Raw genomic sequence first — 17,174 nt, forward strand, 5'->3', positions numbered from 1 at the left:
CGGGGTGGTGGCCCGGGCCCGGTGCCCGGGCCACCACCCTGACCGGGTCGGTCTCGGTGATCGTCCCGATGTGCCGCGACCGGACCGTCAATACGGTCAAAGCATGCGAAAACCCTTTGTCGCCGGCCTGGCCGGCGTCCTGTTCCTGACCGCGCTCCCCGCCTCCGCGGCCGCGGCCACCCGGCTCGCTTTGCCCGCCCCCACCGGGCCGTACGCCGTCGGCAGCGTCGATCTGCACCTCGTCGACCACGCCCGGCCGGACCCCTGGGTCGCCGGGACGACCCGGGAACTCATGGTGACCGTGCGGTATCCCGCGCGTTCCGGCGGTGGCCCGAAGACGCCTTATCTGGCCCCGGGAGCCGCCGAGGTCATCGCCGGGGAAGATGCGCGGCAGCTCGGCATCACCGCCGACCGGCTCGGCTACACCTTCCCCACGCACGCCCGGGCCGGCGCTCCCGCGGCCGGTGGGCGACGGCCGGTCGTGCTCTATTCGCCCAGTGCCAAGTACCCGCGCTCGGTCGGGACCACGCAGCTGGAGCAGCTCGCGAGCGAGGGTTACGTGACGGTGGCGATCGACCACACGCACGAGCCGGCGGCGGTGGAGTTCCCCGGCGGCCGCGTCGAACGGCGGGTGCTGCCCTCGGGACCCGACGCCGGCCGCCGGCTGATCGCCACGCGCGTCGCGGACACCCGGTTCGTCCTCGACGCCCTGGAAACCCTGGCCTGCGGCGGCAATCCGGACGCCGAGCACCGCCCGCTCCCGGCCGGGCTGGTCCCGGACCTGTCCCGGATCGGCATGTTCGGCCACTCCGCGGGCGGGTTCACCACCGGCGAAACGATGGTGGTAGACGCCCGGCTCGCCGCGGGCGCCGACCTCGACGGCAGCATGGCGTACTCCCAGTCGGCCCGCGAGTTCGGCCGCGTCGCCGACGAAGGCCTCGACCAGCCCTTCCTGCTCCTGAGCGCCGGCGACCACAGCGCGGCCGCCGATCCGTCGTGGCAGGAGTTCCTCGCCCACCAGCGCGGCCCGGTCCAGGCGCAGCACCTGCCGGACGGCGAGCACTTCAGCTACACCGACTACCAGGCGCTCCTGCCCCGGCTCGACCTCGACCCGGCGTCGATCGCCCCGTTCGTCGGAACCGTGGACCCGGCCCGGAGCATCACCACGCAACGGGCGGCTCTCAGCGCGTTCTTCGACCGGTACCTGCAGCACCGGTAATCGTTTCCGGCCACCACGAACAGCCGTTTCCCGAAACCGGGAATCGGCTGTTCGTTTTGTTCTTTCACTGTCCGGACGGCCGTTTCCGGCGTAGCGTCGCAAGCTCCGGGTTTCTCTCCTTCTGGTCGATGTGAGGGTTCGATGCGGCGATTACCATGGCTGGCGGCGGCAATTCTGCTGACCGCGCTCTTCGTGGCGGCACCGGCGCGGGCGGCCGCGGCGTTCGGCAGCACGATGGTCAACCAGGGCAGCGGAAACTGCGCCGAGGTGCCCGACGCGTCGAGCGCGGTGCAGCTCGTGCAGCGCGGTTGTTCTTCGGCGGCGAACCAGACGTTCACCTTCACGCCGTTGCCGGGCAGCACCGACGTCTACACCATCGCGACGATGACCGCGGGCAGCTGCGTCGACATCTACGGCGCGTCCACCGCCGACAATGCCACCGTCATCCAGTACGCGTGCCATTCCGGCACGAACCAGCAATTCCGCCTGCAGGCCTTGGGCACGAACACGGTCACCCTGGTTTCGGCCGGGTCCGGGAAGTGCGTCGCCCCGGCGGCGGCCGGGACCGGGCTCGTGCAGCTGCCGTGCACGACGGCGGCGAGCGGGGTCTGGCGGATCGCCGCCGGGACGAGCGCGGCCACCTTCACCAACCCGCTGAGCCAGCACGGTCCCGACCCGTGGCTGCAGTACTACAACGGCTTCTACCACCTCGCCACGACGACGTGGAACTCGACGATCACCATGCGCAAGTCCCGCACGCTCGGCGGCCTGGCCTCGGCGCCGGACACGGTCCTGTTCACCCTCACCCGGCCCAACGGCGCCGGGACGATGTGGGCGCCCGAATTCCACCTGCTCACCGGGCCGAACGGGCCGCGCTGGTACCTGTACTACGTCGCCGGCCGCGAACCCTACGACCTCGGCACGCAACGCATCCACGTGCTCGAGAGCGCCGGGACCGACCCGATGGGGCCGTACGGCTTCAAGGCCGACCTGCTCGATCCCACGCAGGACAACACGTGGGAGCTGGACCCGAGCATCCTGCAGCTCGACGGCAAGCTCTACCTGCTCGGCACGTTCTACAACGGCTCCCAGCCCAACTTCATCCGCCCGCTGTCCAACCCGTGGACGGCGAGCGGCACGCGGCACGTCCTGTCCAGCCCGAGCTACAGCTGGGAGACCGTCGGCGGCGCGGTCAACGAAGGCGCGGAAGTGCTGCAACGCAACGGGAAGACGTTCATCGTGTTCTCGGCCGGCCACTGTTCGACTCCCGACTACAAGCTCGGCATCCTGACCTACAACGGCGGCGATCCGCTGCAGCAGTCGTCGTGGGTCAAGTCCCCGCAGCCGGTCTTCCAGCGTTACGACGCCGGCTCGGTGTTCGGCCCCGGCCACAACGGGTTCTTCAAGTCCCCCGACGGCACCGAGGACTGGATCGTCTACCACGCCAACAGTTCCGCGAACGGCGGTTGCGACATGAACCGGACGACCCGCGCCCAGAAGTTCACCTGGAACGCCGACGGGACGCCGAACTTCGGCACCCCGGTGGCGCTGGGCACCCGGCTCGCCGTCCCCTCCGGCGAACCCGCGCAGTGAGCCGGTGAAGGCCACCTCGGCGAACCCGAGGTGGCCTTCACGGCTTCAGCCGACGACGATCCGGTCGATGTCCGGCCCCCAGCCCGACGGGTTGCCGAGCCGGATGGTGTTCGCGCCCGCCGCCAGGTTCAGCGTCACCTGCACCGAACCGACCGTGTCCCAGCCGCCGGTGCCGGGCGTGCTGACGCTCGTCGAAGCACCGCCGTTCACACTCACCGTCAACGACCGGGACTCACCCGAGGCGTAGAAGATCGTCACCGGATGCGCGCCCGCCGAGGCAGTCACCCCGGAGAACTGCAGGTAGTTCGCCGAACCACCACCCACGTAACCCACCAGCGCGCCACCCGACGCACCGGACGAAGTCCGCACCGCGGCCTGCCCGCCCAGGGTGGCCGCTTCCGCCTCGTACGACGTCCCGGTGGGTGGTGTGCCGTTCAGGCGCCAGTACACCGTGTACCGCTGGTGGTGCGTGGCGTAAAACGGCAGCAGGGTGACCGCACCCGTGCTCGCCGTCCCGGTGAACCGCAGCGGGTTCGCCGGGTCCTGCTTCAGGGTGGCTGTCTGCAACGTCGGGAGCGCGCTCAGGTTCGTCGAGCCGTACTGGCCCGCGAGCACGATTGCGCCGTACTTCACCGCGCCGGCACCCGCGTCGTCGTTGGTGCGCGGGAAGGTCAGGGACGCCGGGAGCGTCACGTCGACCACGTCCCCCGGCGCCCACGTCCGGTCGATCGTGAAGTAGGAACCCGGCGCCGGGCTGCCCTGGGCGACGCCGTTGACCTTCACCACCGCCCCCGACGTCCAGCGGGGGATGCGGATCTTGAGCGCGATGTGCCCGGAGCCGCCGATCGTCAGCTTCGTCCCGGACGAGGCCGGGAACGTCGTGTCCTGGCGGACCGTGATCCCGCGGCCCGGCCAGGTCAGCACCGACGCCAGGAACAGGTTTACGTACAACGTTTCGCCGCTGAAGGCGTACACGCTGTCGGCGAACTTCGTCTGCGACTCCATGCCGGTGCCGTGGTCGCAGGTGAAGTCGTCGTAGTCGTTGGCGTAGGTCTTGATCCCGCCGGCGCGCAGCGGCGTGTAATACGTGACGAACCCGTGGCCGGAGGCCGGGTCCTGCTCGCCGAGGATCTGGTTGAACAGCGCCAGCTCGTAGTAGTCCATGTACTCCGGCACCGGGCTGGTGAAGAACAGCTGCCGGGTCAGCTTGAGCATGTTGTAGGTGTTGCAGACTTCGCACGTGGTGTCCGACAGCCGGCTCGCGATCGCGTCCGGCGTCTGGAAGTACTCGCCGTCGGAGTTGCCGCCGATCACGTACGAGTGGTGGTCCAGGACGATCCGCCAGAAGTTCACCGCGATGTCCCGGTAGCGGGTGGTCCCGGTGGCGTGGTACTCGCGGATCGCGCCGATGATCTTCGGGATCTGCGTGTTGGCGTGGAACCCGGCGAGCCGGTCCTGGCCGGCGGCCAGCGGGTCGAGGATTTGGGCGTGGTCGAACCGCTGCGCCGTGGCGAGGTGGTTCGGGTCGCCCGTCACCTGGTACAGGTTGGCCAGCACCTCCGGCATCCCGCCGAACTCCGTGCGCAGCACCTGCTGCATCTGCGTGGCCGGCAGCGGGTCGGTGCGGGCCTTCGTCCACACCGCCTTGCGCAGCAGGACGTCGAGGGCCTGCTGGTTGCCGGCCAGCAGGTACTGGTCGAGCAACCCCGCCATGATCTTGTGCAGCGTGTAGTACGGCGCCCACACCGACTGGCCGGCCTCCAGGCGGTCGAAGAAGTTCTCCGGGAACGCCGAGAGGTACCCGGCGTGGAAGCCGCGGCCCGGCGATGCGGCCTGGCACGCGGCGAGGGCGGTGACCAGGTAGTCGCCCTTGGTCTTGTACGTCGTGTCACCGGTGTTGGCGTACGCCTGGGCCAGCCCGGACAGCAGGTGACCGGTCGAGTGACCGCGCAGTTCCGTGCTGGGGCTTTCCCAGCCGCCGCACGGCTGGGCCGCACTGGCCAGCCCGGCGTTGGTCCGGAAGGTGTGCAGCAGGCGGTCGGCGTCGACGAACCGGAAGTACGCCAGTTGCCGGTTCATGTTGTCGAGGAACGGGCCGGCCTGCAGCCGCACCGCGCCCAGCGGGAACGGGAACACCGAGACGCCGATGTCCGGCCGGGCCGCCGCCGCGGCGGGCCCGGCCAGTGCGGGGGCCAGGGCCGCGCTCGCGGAGAGCGCGCCCACGGCTTTGAGGAGCAGGCGGCGGTCGAAGGTGGGTTCGCGCATCATCGCGCCTTCCTTGAGTGACGAGGTGCGCGGCCGGTCGTGAGTGGTAAGGCGGGTTCTAACCCGCCTTACCACTCACGACCGCGAAGCCTTGGACCTCGACCAGGGCCTCCTCGTCCCACAGCCGGGACACGCCGATCCCCGCCATCGCCGGGTATTCCGTGCCCGCGAGCCGCCGCCAGACCGCGCCGATCTCGCGCGCGTGAGCGCGGTAGTCCGCCATGTCGACGATGTAGATCGTCACGCTGCAGAGGTCTTCCGGGGACCCGCCGGCCGCCCGCAGCGACGCCAGCAGGTTGCCGAGCGCGCGTTCGAACTGCTCGACGACGCCCTCGCCGACGATCCGGTTCGACGCGTCCAGCGCGGTTTGCCCGGCGAGGAAGACGACCCGGCCTTCCGCCACCACCGCGTGCGAGAACCCGGAGGGCTTGCCCAGCTCCGGCGGGTTGATGCGTTCCATGCGGAACACCGTACGGCACCTTTCGCGTTATTGACGGTCGTAGTGGTGACGACATACCCTGGACGGCGTGCGAATCGCGGTCATCGGTGGCGGCCCGGCGGGTCTGTACTTCGCCGCGCTCGCGAAGCAGCTCGGTCCCGGCCACGAAATCACCGTCTGGGAGCGCAACGCGCCGGACGACACCTTCGGCTTCGGCGTCGTGTTCTCCGACGAGACCCTCGGCGGCATCGAGCACGCCGACGCGGCGGTGCACGAGGCGATGAAGGCCGAATTCGCCCGCTGGGACGACATCGACGTCCACTACCGCGGCACGGTCACCACCTCGGGCGGCCACGGCTTCGCCGCGATGAGCCGCAAGCGCCTGCTCGGCATCCTGCAGAGCCGCTGCGCCGAACTCGGTGTCGGGCTGCGCTTCCGAGAGGAGGCGCCCACCGACCTTTCGGGGTACGACCTGGTCGTCGCGGCCGACGGCGTCAACTCGGCGGTGCGCGCGCGGTACGCCGGCACCTTCCGGCCCAGCGTCGAGACCCGCCGGTGCCGGTACATCTGGCTGGGCACGGACCTGGTGTTCGACGCCTTCAAGTTCTACGTCCTCGAGACGCCGGCCGGGATCATGCAGATCCACGGCTACCCGTACGGGCGCGACGGCAGCACGTTCATCCTCGAGGTCCAGGAAGACGTCTGGCAGCGGACGTTCGGCCCGATCGCCGCAACGTCGTTGAAGCCCGGCGAGAGCGACGAGAAGTCGATCGCGCTGATCCGCGAACTGTGCGCCGACGTCCTCGACGGCCACCAGGTCATGGCGAACAACTCGAAGTGGGTCTCGTTCGGCACGGTCCGCTGCGAGACCTGGGTGCACGACAACGTCGTTCTCCTGGGCGACGCCGCGCACACCGCGCACTTCTCGATCGGCTCCGGCACGAAGCTGGCGATGGAAGACGCGCTCGCGCTGGTGGCCTGCCTGCACGAAAACGACGGCGTCGCGGCGGCGTTGAAGGCCTACGAGCTGGAACGGCGGCCGGTCGTCACCTCGACGCAGCGCGCCGCGCAGGCCAGCCTGGAGTGGTTCGAGAACATCGCGCAGTACGCCCACCAGGAGCCGCCGCAGTTCGCGTTCAACATCCTCACGCGCAGCCGCCGCGTCACCTACGACAACCTCCGCCTGCGCGATCCCGAGTTCACGGCCGAGCTCGACCACTGGTTCGCGCGGTCGCTCGGGACGACGTCGCGGCCGCCGATGTTCCAGCCGTTCCGGCTCGGCGAGCTGGAGCTGCCGAACCGGATCATCGTGTCCCCGATGGACATGTACTCCGCGGCCGACGGCGTGCCGGGCGACTTCCACCTGGTGCACCTGGGCAGCAAGGCGCTGGGCGGGGCCGGGCTGGTGATGACCGAAATGGTCTGCGTCTCCCCCGAAGGCCGGATCACCCCGGGTTGCGGCGGGCTGTACACACCGGAGCAGGAAGCGGCGTGGAAGCGCATCACCGACTTCGTGCACGCGCAGACCCCGGCCCGGATCGGCGTCCAATTGGGACACTCCGGTCGCAAGGGTTCGACGAAGCTGATGTGGGACGGCATCGACGAGCCGCTCCCGGCCGGCAACTGGGAAGTCTGCGCGCCGTCGGCACTGCCGTACTCCGAGCGGAACCAGGTCCCGCGGGAGCTGTCCACATCGGAGCTTTCGGAGATCCGCGAGCAGTTCGTCGCGTGCGCTCACGCGGCGGCCCGCGCCGGCTTCGACGTCCTCGAACTGCACTGCGCGCACGGCTACCTGCTGTCGTCGTTCCTCTCGCCGCTGACCAACCGGCGCACGGATGCCTACGGCGGCTCGCTGGAGAACCGGCTGCGCTTCCCCTTGGAGGTCTTCGACGCGGTCCGCGCCGCGTGGCCCGCTTCCCGGCCGATGACAGTGCGGATTTCGGCAACCGACTGGTGCGACGGCGGCATCGACGCCGACGACGCCGTCGAGATCGCGCGCGCGTTCGCCGCCCACGGTGCCGCGGGCATCGACGTGTCGACCGGCCAGGTCGTCAGCGAGGAACGCCCGCAGTACGGCCGCAGCTACCAGACGCCGTACGCCGACCGGATCCGCAACGAGATCGGCGAGGAGTACGGGATCGCGGTGATCGCGGTCGGCGCGATTTCGTCCTACGACGACGTGAACTCGCTGATCCTCGCCGGCCGGGCGGACCTCTGCGCCCTCGGCCGCACGCACCTCTACGATCCACAGTGGACACTGCACGCGGCTGCCGAACAGGGTTATCCGATGGCGTGGCCGAAGCCGTTCGCTCCGGGCAGCCGCAAGCCGCAGACGGGCCGCTCCGACGGGCCGGAGCCGCGCCTCGAGCTCGTCCGCTCCGGTCCGGCCGGGACCGCCCATGCCCGCTGGCGACCGGGAGCCCCCTCATGACCTTCGCCCTCGACCCCTCGCAGCAGGCCTTCGCGGCGGAGGTCCGGCAGCTGGCCGAAGACCAGCTGCGCCCGCTCGCCGAGTCCGGTGTGGAGGGTGCGGTGAACCGTCCCCTGCTCAAGGCGATGGGCGCGCTCGGCTTGCTCGCGCGGCTCTTCCCCGGCGTCGCGTCCGGCCGTCCGTCCCGCCAGGCGGCCGCGACGGACCTGTGCATCCTGCGCGAGAACCTCGCCGCGGTGAGCACCGAAGCCGAGACGGCGCTGGCGTTGCAGGGCTTGGGAAGTTATCCGATCCTCCAGTCCGGAAAGGACGAACAGGTCGCCAAGTGGCTGCCCGCGGTGGCGGCCGGCGACGCGGTGGCGGCGTTCGCGCTGACCGAGCCGGACGCCGGTTCGGACGCGGCCGCGCTCTCGCTGTCGGCCGAGCCCGACGGCGACGGCTGGCGCCTGACGGGCGAGAAGATGTGGATCTCGAACGCCCCGGAAGCCGACTTCTACACGGTGTTCGCCCGCACGACCCCGGGCGCGGGCTCCCGCGGCGTCAGCGCGTTCGTGGTCCCGGCCGACCGGCCCGGCCTGGGCGGCGAGCACCTCGACCTGGTCAGCCCGCACCCGATCGGCACGGTGACGTTCGACGGCGTCGAGGTCCGGCGCGAGGAGCTGCTCGGCGAGGAGAACCGCGGTTTCGCCGTGGCGATGCGGACGTTGGACCTGTTCCGCCCGAGCGTCGGCGCGTTCGCGGTCGGCATGGCCCAGGCCGCACTGGACGCGACGGTGTCTCACACGGGTTCGCGCGAGGCGTTCGGCGGGCCGTTGATCAAACAGCAGGCGGTGGCGCACACGCTCGCGGAGATGGCAACGCGCACGGAAGCCGCCCGGCTGCTGGTGTACGCGGCCGCGGGCGCGTACGACGCGGGCGAGGAGAACCTCGGCGGCCGGGCGGCGATGGCAAAGCTGTTCGCAACGGAGGCGGCCCAGTTCGTCGTCGACTCGGCGGTCCAGCTGCACGGCGCCCGCGCCCTGCGCCGCGGGCACCTGCTGGAGCACCTGTACCGCGAGGTGAGGGCACCCCGTATTTACGAAGGCGCGTCGGAGATCCAGCGCACGATCATCGCGCGCTGGCTCGCTTCGGCTTCCGGTCGAGCCACCACTGGCTGAGCAGCAGCAGGGCCAGGAGGCTCAGCACGCCGGAAACCGTGGCCGCGCTGAGGATCAGCTCCGTTTTGGCTTCGACCCGGGGCATGACGACCAGGAAACCGAGCGGCGAGAGGGCCCGCGTCATCAGGGTGTGCATGGTCATCGCGAAGCTGCGGATCATCCACTTCCGGTGGTCGGCGTACCGCCGTTGCCGGATGGCCCGCCACCCGGCGACCGTGAAGCCCAGCCACAGCAACGCGGCGACGACGTCGATCGCCGCGACGACCGGGCCGAACGGGCTCACCGCACCGATGGTCGCCGCCATCACGGCGGCGGGCAGCGCACCACCGAAGACGTAGACGCGCCCGATCCGCCGGTGGGCGACCGGGTGCTTCTGGCGCAGCCACGGCCAGATCTGCAGGACGACACCGACGATGGCGATCGTGCCGAAGGTAATGTGCGCGACGAGGAACCAGTAGTGCGCGGTAAACCCGGGCGGCGCGGAAACGCGCGACTGCGCGGGGTCGAGCGTGAGGTAGGGCGGAACGGAGAAGGCGAGGAAGACGGCGACGACCAAGGCGAGCGGAACCACCCACGGCCGTCGCCACCACTTCGGCTTCGTTGCGTCAGGTCCGGGTCTGATCTCGGTGCGGACGGTCATGACTACCCCCCGGGTCGGCTTTCCGTCCGACGCTAGGGATGGACCCGGGGATGAGCCATGGGGTAAGCCACCGGCGGCCGGGTGGGGCTCACCCCACCGCCGTTCAGCTGCCCCGCACCCGCCGGACGGTGTCGCGGTAGAAGTACCCGCTCTGCTTGATCGTCCGTTCCTGCGTCTCGTAGTCCACCCGGATCAGCCCGAACCGCTTCGCGTACCCGTAAGCCCACTCGAAGTTGTCCAACAGGGACCAGGCGAAGTAACCCCGGACATCCGCCCCTGCCTGACGGGCCGCCGCCACCGCCGCGATGTGCGAGGCGAAGTACGCCGTGCGTCCGTCGTCGCGGACGTAGCCCGATGAGTCCGGGTCGTCGTCGAAGGCCGAGCCGTTCTCCGTGATGTACATCGGCAAGCCCGGGTAGTCGCGGCCGAGCCGGGTCAGCAGCTCGGTGAACTTGCCCGGGAGGATCTCCCAGCCCATCGCCGTCGTCGGCTCGCCGAACGGGACCACCCGGGATGCCGGGACGCCGTCGTCGTCGACCGGGGCGCCGTTCTCGTTCACGCCCGAGAACTGCTGGCCGAAGTAGTAGTTGACGCCGAGGAAGTCCAGCGGGGTCGAAATGACCGACAGGTCGCCGTCCTGGATCGGGAGGCGGACTCCGCGGTCGGCCAGGTCGTCCACCACGTCCGCCGGGTAGCGGCCGTGGACCAGCGGGTCCAGGTAGATGCGGACGCCGAGGCCGTCCGCCTGCCTCGCGGCCCGGACGTCCTCCGGGGAGTCCGTCGCCGGGTCGGCCGTGCACATGTTGAGCGTGATGCCGAACTGCGTGTCCGCCGGCGCTGCCTCGCGCATCCGCTGCACCGCGAGTCCGTGGCCGAGCAGCAGGTGGTGCACCGCGTGCAACCCCGCCGCGTAGTCACGACGGCCCGGGGCCATCACGCCGTGCACGTACCCGTGCATCGCCGAGCACCACGGCTCGTTCAGCGTCGTCCAGTGGCGGACCCGGTCTTTCAGAGCGTCGAACACCAGCATCGCGTAGTCCGCGAACCGGTACGCCGTGTCGCGGGACGGCCAGCCGCCCGCGTCCTCCAGCTCCTGCGGGAGGTCCCAGTGGTACAGCGTCAGCCACGGCGTGATGCCCCGGCTCAGCGTCTCGTCGACGAGCCGGTCGTAGAACCCGATGCCCGCCGGGTTGACGCCGCCGCGGCCGCGCGGCTGGACCCGGGGCCACGCCACGGAAAACCGGTACGTGTCCGCGCCCAGCTCCCGGACCAGCTCGATGTCGGACGGCATCCGGTGGTAGTGGTCGCACGCCACGTCACCGGTGTCGTTGTTGTCGATCGCCCACGGCACCTGGCAGAAGGTGTCCCAAATGGACGGTGTGCGCCCGTCTTCGGCGACCGCACCTTCGATCTGGTACGCGGCGGTGGCCACGCCCCAGCGGAAGTCCGGCGGCAGGGTGTCGATCAGCGCCTGCTGTTCGGCGGTCGCGGCGGTGGTCTCGGTCAAGGCAGCACTCCTCCAGGGATACCGGACAGGACGGGCGTTCAGGGCGCGACCGGGTGCAGCCAGCACGCCACCTCGCGCGCCGGGTCGCCGGGCTTTCCCAGCAGCGGCACGCGGTCGGGGCACGGTTCGAAAGCCTTGGGGCACCGCGGGTGGAACGCGCAGCCGGACGGCATCCCGCGCGTGTCCGGTGGCGACCCGGGGATCCCGGACAGCTCGCGCCGCGGCCCCCGCAGCGCGGGGAACGAGTTCAGCAGGCCGTGGCTGTACGGGTGCAGCGCGTCCCGGTAGAGGTCCGCCGCCGGCGCCTGCTCGACGATCCGGCCGCCGTACATGATCGCGATCCGGTCCGAGAACTCCACCAGCAGCGAAAGGTCGTGCGTGATGAACAGGACCGAGAAGCCGAGCCGCTCCCGCAGTTCGACGAGCTGGCCGAGGATCTGCCGCTGCATCACGACGTCGAGCGCGGTCGTCGGCTCGTCCATGATGACGACCCGCGGCTCCAGGGCCAGCGCCATCGCGATCATCACGCGCTGGCGCATCCCGCCGGAGAGCTGGTGCGGGTACGCCTCCAGCCGGTCGGCCGAGATGCCGACCAGCTTGAGCAGGTCGCGGGCCCGCGCCACCCGGCCCGCGCGGGACGTGCCCGGCTCGTGCGCCTTGATGACGTCGACCAGCTGCGTGACGACCTTGTGCACCGGGTTCAGCGAGTTCATCGCCCCCTGGAACACGATCGACGTCTCCGCCCAGCGGAAGTCCCGCAGCTGCTTGTCCGTCAGTTTCAGGACGTCGTACGGCTCGCCGTCCGCGGGGTGGTAGATCACCTCACCACCGCGGATGACGCCCGGGGGCGCGAGCAGCCGCGTCAAGCCGTAGGCCAAAGTGGACTTGCCGCTGCCGCTTTCCCCGGCCAGGCCGAGGACTTCGCCGCGGTGCAGCGTCAGGTGCACGTCCCGGACCGCGCGCACGGCCTCGTCGCCGACGCCGTAGTCGACGTCCAGCCCCTTGATCTCCAGCACCGGGTCCATCATGGCCGTTCCTCCCGCCCGAGCACGGGCGTGAAGCCCACCCGCATGCGATGCATCCGCCCGTCCGCGCCGCGCACGCGGGCCTTGCCGCTGCCGCGCAGCCGCGGGCTGACGAACTCGTCGATGCCGAAGTTGAGCAGGGACAACGCCGTGCCGAGGATGGCGATCGCCAGCCCGGCCGGCACGAACCACCACCAGGCGCCCTGCGCGAGCGCCTGCTGGCTCTGCGCCCAGAACAGGATCGTGCCCCAGTTCCAGTTGGACAGCCCGGAGACGCCGACGAACGCGAGCGTGATCTCCGACATCACCGCGAAGATCACCGTGCCGACGAAGCTGGACGCGATCACCGCGGTCAGGTTCGGCAGGATCTCGAAGAAGATGATCCGCCACGTCGACTCGCCGGTCGCCCGGGCCGCTTCGACGTATTCCCGGCCGCGCAGCGAAAGCGTCTGCGCTCTGAGGACTCGCGCCCCCCAGGCCCACGAGGTGAACCCGATGATCACCGCCACCAGGATGTCGCCGCCGGTGGGCACCGCGCTGCCGATGATGATGATCAGCGGCAGCGCCGGGATCACCAGGAAGACATTGGACAGTGCGGAGAGGCCTTCACCGGTGTTGCCGCCGAGGTACCCGGACGCCACGCCGACGATGACGGCGAGGATCGTTGCCACCACACCGGCGGCCAGCCCGACGAGCATCACGCTGCGCGTGCCGACCACCACCTGGCTGAAGATGTCCTGGCCGAGGTGGGTGGTGCCGAACCAGTGGCGCGCCGACGGTCCTTCCAGCAGGTCGCTGCTGCGCGCCGACGGGTCGTACGGCGCGATCCAATCGCCGATGACCGCGATGACCAGGAAGAAGACGATGACGACCAGGCCGGTGACGGTCTTGCCGCCGGTGAGGAACCGGAAACGGCGCCGGCGCGCGACCGCTTCGAGCGGAAGGGCCTGGGCGGCCTTGACGTCCGCCGCGGGTACGGCCATGTCAGCCCTCCTTCCGGGTGCGCGGGTCGAGCGCGAGGTAAGCGACGTCGGCGAACAGGTTGGCCACCAGCACCGACAGCGTGATGATCAGGAAGATGCCCTGCATCAGCGGGTAGTCCTGCGAGCCGACGGCCTGGAACAGCTGGTAGCCGACGCCGGGGTAGGAGAAGACGATTTCCACCAGCAGCGTGCCGCCGACGATGAACCCCAGCGCCAGCGCGAAGCCGGACACGCTCGGCAGCAGCGCGTTGCGGGCGGCGTACCCGACCATCACCCGGCGTTCCGGCAGGCCCTTGGCGTGCGCGACGGTCACGTAGTCCTCCGACGCGACGGTGACCATCATGTTGCGCATGCCCAGGATCCAGCTGCCCATCGAGCTGATCAGGATGGTGAGCGCGGGCAGCAGGCTGTGCTGGATCGCGCTGCCGATGAAACCGGGGTCCCAGCCCGGGATGGTGCCCGGGTCGTAGCCGCCGGACGACGGGAAGAAGCTGCCCGGGCCGGCCAGCAGCGTCAGCGCGATCAGGCCGAGCCAGAAGTACGGGATCGACGAGAGGAACGTCGTCACCGGCAGCAGGCTGTCGACCCACGAGCCGCGCTTCCAGCCGGCGACCACGCCGAGCCCGGTGCCGATCGCGAAGCCGACGATCGTGGTGATGCCGACCAGGATGATCGTCCACGGCAGGCTGTCGGTGAGCAGGTCGGACACCGGCGTCGGGAAGAACGTGAACGAGATCCCGAGGTCGCCGCGGAAGAGCTGGCCCCAGTAGTCGAAGTACTGGGAGAGCAGGCTTTCGTTCTTGTCGAGTCCGAACAGGACGTACAGCGATTGCATCGCTTCCGCGCTGATCATGCCCTGGTTCTTGGCGATCAGCGACTGCACCGGGTCGCCCGGGATCAAGCGCGGGATGAAGAAGTTGATGGTGACGGCGGCCCACGCCGTGAAGACGTAGAAGACCAGCCGTTGCAGCAGGTACCTCATCGGGCGGCCCCGTCGTAGAGCCAGCACGCGGCCCAGTGCCCCGGTGCGTCGCCGACGTCGAGCCGCGGGGGCAGCTCCGTTTCGCAGCGCGCCATCGCCACCGGGCAGCGCGGGTGGAACCGGCAGCCCGACGGCGGGTCGATCAGGCTCGGCGGCTCCCCAACGTCAGCTTTCACGTGAAAGCTGGAGTTGTCCACACCCGGGCCCGGAGCTTTCACGTGAAAGCTGGGGTTGTCCACACCCGGGTCGGGTGCGAGGAGCCGGTCCGGGTCCGGTGCGGATTCGATCAGCAGCCGGGTGTACGGGTGCGCCGGCCGCTGCGTGATCGTTTCGCTGTCGCCGCCCTCGACCATCCGGCCCGCGTACATCACCATCGTCTCGTCGGCGAAGTAGCGCGCGGACGCGATGTCGTGCGTGATGTACAGGATGGCCAGGTGCAGGCGTTCCTTGAGGTCGCGCAGCAGGTTCAGCACGCCGAGCCGGATGGAGACGTCCAGCATGGACACCGGTTCGTCGGCCAGCAGCGCCTCGGGGTCGGCACCGAGCGCCCGCGCGATCGCCACGCGCTGGCGCTGGCCGCCGGACAGCTCGTGCGGGAACTTGTCGATGTAGCGCCCGGGCGGGGTCAGCTGAACGCGGGCCAGCAGCTCGTGCAGCGACTTCTCGAGGTCCTCGCCCACGCGGCCGTGGATCTTCAGCGCCCGCGTCAGGTGGTAGCGCACGGTGTGCACCGGGTTCAGCGACGCGAACGGGTCCTGGAAGATCATCTGCACCCGGCGGGCGTAGGCGCGGAACGCCCGGCCGTGCTTGACGTCCACCGTCTCGCCGTGCAGCCGGATGTCGCCGCCGGTGCGCGGGTAGAGGCCCGCGAGCAGCCGCGCGACCGTCGACTTGCCCGAGCCGGACTCGCCGACCAGCGCGGTGACGCGGCCCCGCCGGAGCGTCAGGCTCACGTCGTCGACGGCCTGGATGCTGCGGCGCGGGCCGGTCAGCGCGGCCCGGCCCTTGCGGCGGAGGGGGAAGTGTTTCGTGAGCCCCGCGGCCTCGAGGACCACGGGGAGGTCCCCCTCCGACCCGACGGCGACGGGGTCGGAGGGGGCCGGGGAGGCCGCGTCGCCGCGGCCGTCCCCGTGTTCGGTCATCAGTGAGTCGGCCATCGTCAGGCCGCGGGCTTCAGGTGCAGGACGATGTCGAGCGCGTTGCGCAGCGTCGGCTGGGCCGGCGCGTACGGGTTGGCGTCGTCCGGCCAGCCCACCCAGTTCTTCGTGCTGTACTCGCCGCCGGAGTTCGCCGCCGACGTCGGGATCATCGGCTGCTGCTCGATCATGATCTTCTGCAGCGTCGCCATCGCGGCGGTGCGGGCGGCGTCGTCCTCGGCGTTCGCGTAGGTCTCGAGCGCCTTGGTCGCCTCGTCGTTCTTGTAGCGGCCGTAGTTGCCGTTGATGCCGCCCTGGCCGGTCGGCTTGTAGCGGTTGCCGTCCATGACGTCGCGGTACATGTCGTACGGCGTCTGCCCGTCGTTGGTCCAGTGCATCAGGCCTTCGAAGTCACCGGTGTCGACCGACTTCATCCACGCGTCCTGGTTCATCTTCTCGACCGTGGCGGTGATGCCGATCTGCGCCAGGTTGTCCTTGATGATCTCCAGGTCGGTGATGTAGTCCGACCAGCCGGAGGGGACGGTGAGCTTGATCGTGACCGGCTTGCCGCTCGGGTCGGCCAGCTTGTCGCCGTTGAACTTGTAACCCGCGCCGGTCAGCAGCGACTTGGCGCCCGGGACGTCGACCTGGACCGTCTGGCCCTTGTACTGCGGGGCGATGAACGGGTCGCCCGCCGGGGTCGGGATGCCGGTGACCTGGTCGTTCTTCGGGTAGAAGTAGCCGGCCTCACCCTGGTTGAAGACGTCGTCCCGGTTGATCACCTTGTTGATGGCCTGGCGCAGCTTCGGGTCGTTCCACGGTGCCTTCTCGGTGTTGAACCACAGGCCGTGGACGGCCAGCTGCGCGGGGAACCACAGCTTGTAGTGCTGCGGGTCCTTGTTGGTGTAGACGGCCTTGTAGTTCGGGATGAACACGAAGCTCCACTCCGACGCCCCGTTCACCAGCGCGCTGACCTGCGCGTTGTTGTCGGTGTAGGAGGTGTAGCGGATCTCCTTGACCTTCGGCGCTTCCTGCCAGTAGCCGCTGTCACGCCGCGTGACGATCATCGTCTGCGGGGTGGCCGACTTCAGCGTGTACGGGCCGGTGCCGATCGGGTTCTTCACCAGGTCGAGCGCCGGGTCCTTGACACCCTGCCAGACGTGCTTCGGCACAACGAGGGTCTGCAGGATCTTGACCTGGTTGACGAACTGCGAGTTGTCGAAACCCAGGGTGACCTGGTTGCCGGCCGCGGTGATGTCCTTGTACGGGACGGCGTCGACGTTCAGCGCCTTGTTGTCGCGCAGCAGCTGGAAGGTGTAGGCGACGTCCTCGCCGGTCATCGGCTGGCCGTCGGAGAACTTGACGCCGTCACGGACGGTCAGGACCAGCTTCTTGTAGTTGTCCGACCAGTCCCACTTCGTGGCCAGCCACGGCTTGCCCGGCTCCTGCGGCTTGACGCGGTTGAGCATGACCAGGGGCTCGTAGATCATCCACCGGTAGCCCATGTTCGACAGGGCGGACGTTTCCAGGAACGGGTTGTTGTTCTCCGCCTGCGGGCCGTCCGGCTTGCCGACGCTCAGCACGGCGTCCGGATTGCTCTGGGCGGCGTTCGAGCTGCCGCCGCTGCACGCGGTCAGGCCACCGAGGGCCATCACCGCTACTAGCGCTGCGACGATGGAGCGCTTGACTCGCATCGGATCCTCCTGGTCATCGACGACTACTTGCTGTCGACTGGTAGCGAGCCCCGACCGCCGGCGACCGAACGACGTCCCGAAGTCAACCCGGGTGACTCGGGTC

13 protein-coding genes are annotated in these 17,174 nt (G+C 69.9%); 4 read left to right on the forward strand and 9 right to left on the reverse strand.

From position 1 onward, the window contains the following. Positions 1–103 precede the first annotated feature (103 nt). Both Q5425_RS28785 and Q5425_RS28790 read left to right on the forward strand, forming a co-directional pair. Entirely contained in the window at positions 104–1,219 is a 1,116-nt protein-coding gene (locus tag Q5425_RS28785) for an alpha/beta hydrolase (protein WP_308675456.1), read from the forward strand. 141 nt (positions 1,220–1,360) lie between these two features. After that, the gene (locus Q5425_RS28790) at positions 1,361–2,812 is read left to right on the forward strand and encodes a family 43 glycosylhydrolase (RefSeq protein ID WP_308675457.1); all 1,452 of its coding nucleotides are present in this window, start codon (positions 1,361–1,363) and stop codon (positions 2,810–2,812) included. 45 nt (positions 2,813–2,857) lie between these two features. On the opposite strand, the gene Q5425_RS28795 is transcribed toward Q5425_RS28790, so the two are convergent. After that, complete coding sequence (locus Q5425_RS28795; RefSeq protein WP_308675458.1) at positions 2,858–5,080, reverse strand: beta-L-arabinofuranosidase domain-containing protein; 2,223 nt, start codon at positions 5,078–5,080, stop codon at positions 2,858–2,860. Positions 5,081–5,135: 55 nt separating this feature from the next. Next, complete coding sequence (locus tag Q5425_RS28800) at positions 5,136–5,537, reverse strand: RidA family protein (protein ID WP_308675459.1); 402 nt, start codon at positions 5,535–5,537, stop codon at positions 5,136–5,138. Between the two features lie 67 nt (positions 5,538–5,604). Here Q5425_RS28800 and Q5425_RS28805 point away from each other — a divergent pair, with 67 nt between their 5' ends. Beyond that, a complete protein-coding gene (locus Q5425_RS28805) occupies positions 5,605–7,947 on the forward strand; it encodes a bifunctional salicylyl-CoA 5-hydroxylase/oxidoreductase (RefSeq protein ID WP_308675460.1) in 2,343 nt (780 codons plus the stop codon). Continuing rightward, positions 7,944–9,104, forward strand: coding sequence for an acyl-CoA dehydrogenase family protein (locus Q5425_RS28810; RefSeq protein WP_308675461.1), 1,161 nt, complete (start codon positions 7,944–7,946; stop codon positions 9,102–9,104). Before Q5425_RS28805 ends, Q5425_RS28810 begins: the two co-directional genes overlap by 4 nt. On the opposite strand, the gene Q5425_RS28815 is transcribed toward Q5425_RS28810, so the two are convergent. From Q5425_RS28815 to Q5425_RS28845, 7 genes are all read right to left on the reverse strand, one after another. Next, positions 9,055–9,675 carry a DUF2306 domain-containing protein gene (locus Q5425_RS28815; protein WP_308675515.1) on the reverse strand — a complete coding sequence of 207 codons (621 nt, stop codon included), beginning with the start codon at positions 9,673–9,675 and terminating at the stop codon, positions 9,055–9,057. The two genes, Q5425_RS28810 and Q5425_RS28815, sit on opposite strands and share 50 nt — an antisense overlap. A 172-nt stretch (positions 9,676–9,847) precedes the next feature. Then, a complete protein-coding gene (locus Q5425_RS28820; protein ID WP_308675462.1) occupies positions 9,848–11,251 on the reverse strand; it encodes a GH1 family beta-glucosidase in 1,404 nt (467 codons plus the stop codon). Between the two features lie 38 nt (positions 11,252–11,289). Beyond that, positions 11,290–12,279 carry an ABC transporter ATP-binding protein gene (locus tag Q5425_RS28825; RefSeq protein ID WP_308675463.1) on the reverse strand — a complete coding sequence of 330 codons (990 nt, stop codon included), beginning with the start codon at positions 12,277–12,279 and terminating at the stop codon, positions 11,290–11,292. Then, positions 12,276–13,259, reverse strand: coding sequence for an ABC transporter permease (locus Q5425_RS28830; RefSeq protein WP_308675464.1), 984 nt, complete (start codon positions 13,257–13,259; stop codon positions 12,276–12,278). Before Q5425_RS28830 ends, Q5425_RS28825 begins: the two co-directional genes overlap by 4 nt. A gap of 1 nt (position 13,260) precedes the next feature. Then, positions 13,261–14,241, reverse strand: coding sequence for an ABC transporter permease (locus Q5425_RS28835; protein WP_308675465.1), 981 nt, complete (start codon positions 14,239–14,241; stop codon positions 13,261–13,263). Beyond that, on the reverse strand, positions 14,238–15,383 hold the full coding sequence (locus tag Q5425_RS28840) for an ABC transporter ATP-binding protein (RefSeq protein WP_308675466.1): 1,146 nt from the start codon (positions 15,381–15,383) through the stop codon (positions 14,238–14,240). Before Q5425_RS28840 ends, Q5425_RS28835 begins: the two co-directional genes overlap by 4 nt. 17 nt (positions 15,384–15,400) lie before the next feature. Then, the gene (locus Q5425_RS28845; protein ID WP_308675467.1) at positions 15,401–17,071 is read right to left on the reverse strand and encodes an ABC transporter substrate-binding protein; all 1,671 of its coding nucleotides are present in this window, start codon (positions 17,069–17,071) and stop codon (positions 15,401–15,403) included. Positions 17,072–17,174: the final 103 nt, after the last annotated feature.

It is taken from the genome of Amycolatopsis sp. A133 (assembly GCF_031082405.1).
Lineage (GTDB): Bacteria > Actinomycetota > Actinomycetes > Mycobacteriales > Pseudonocardiaceae > Amycolatopsis.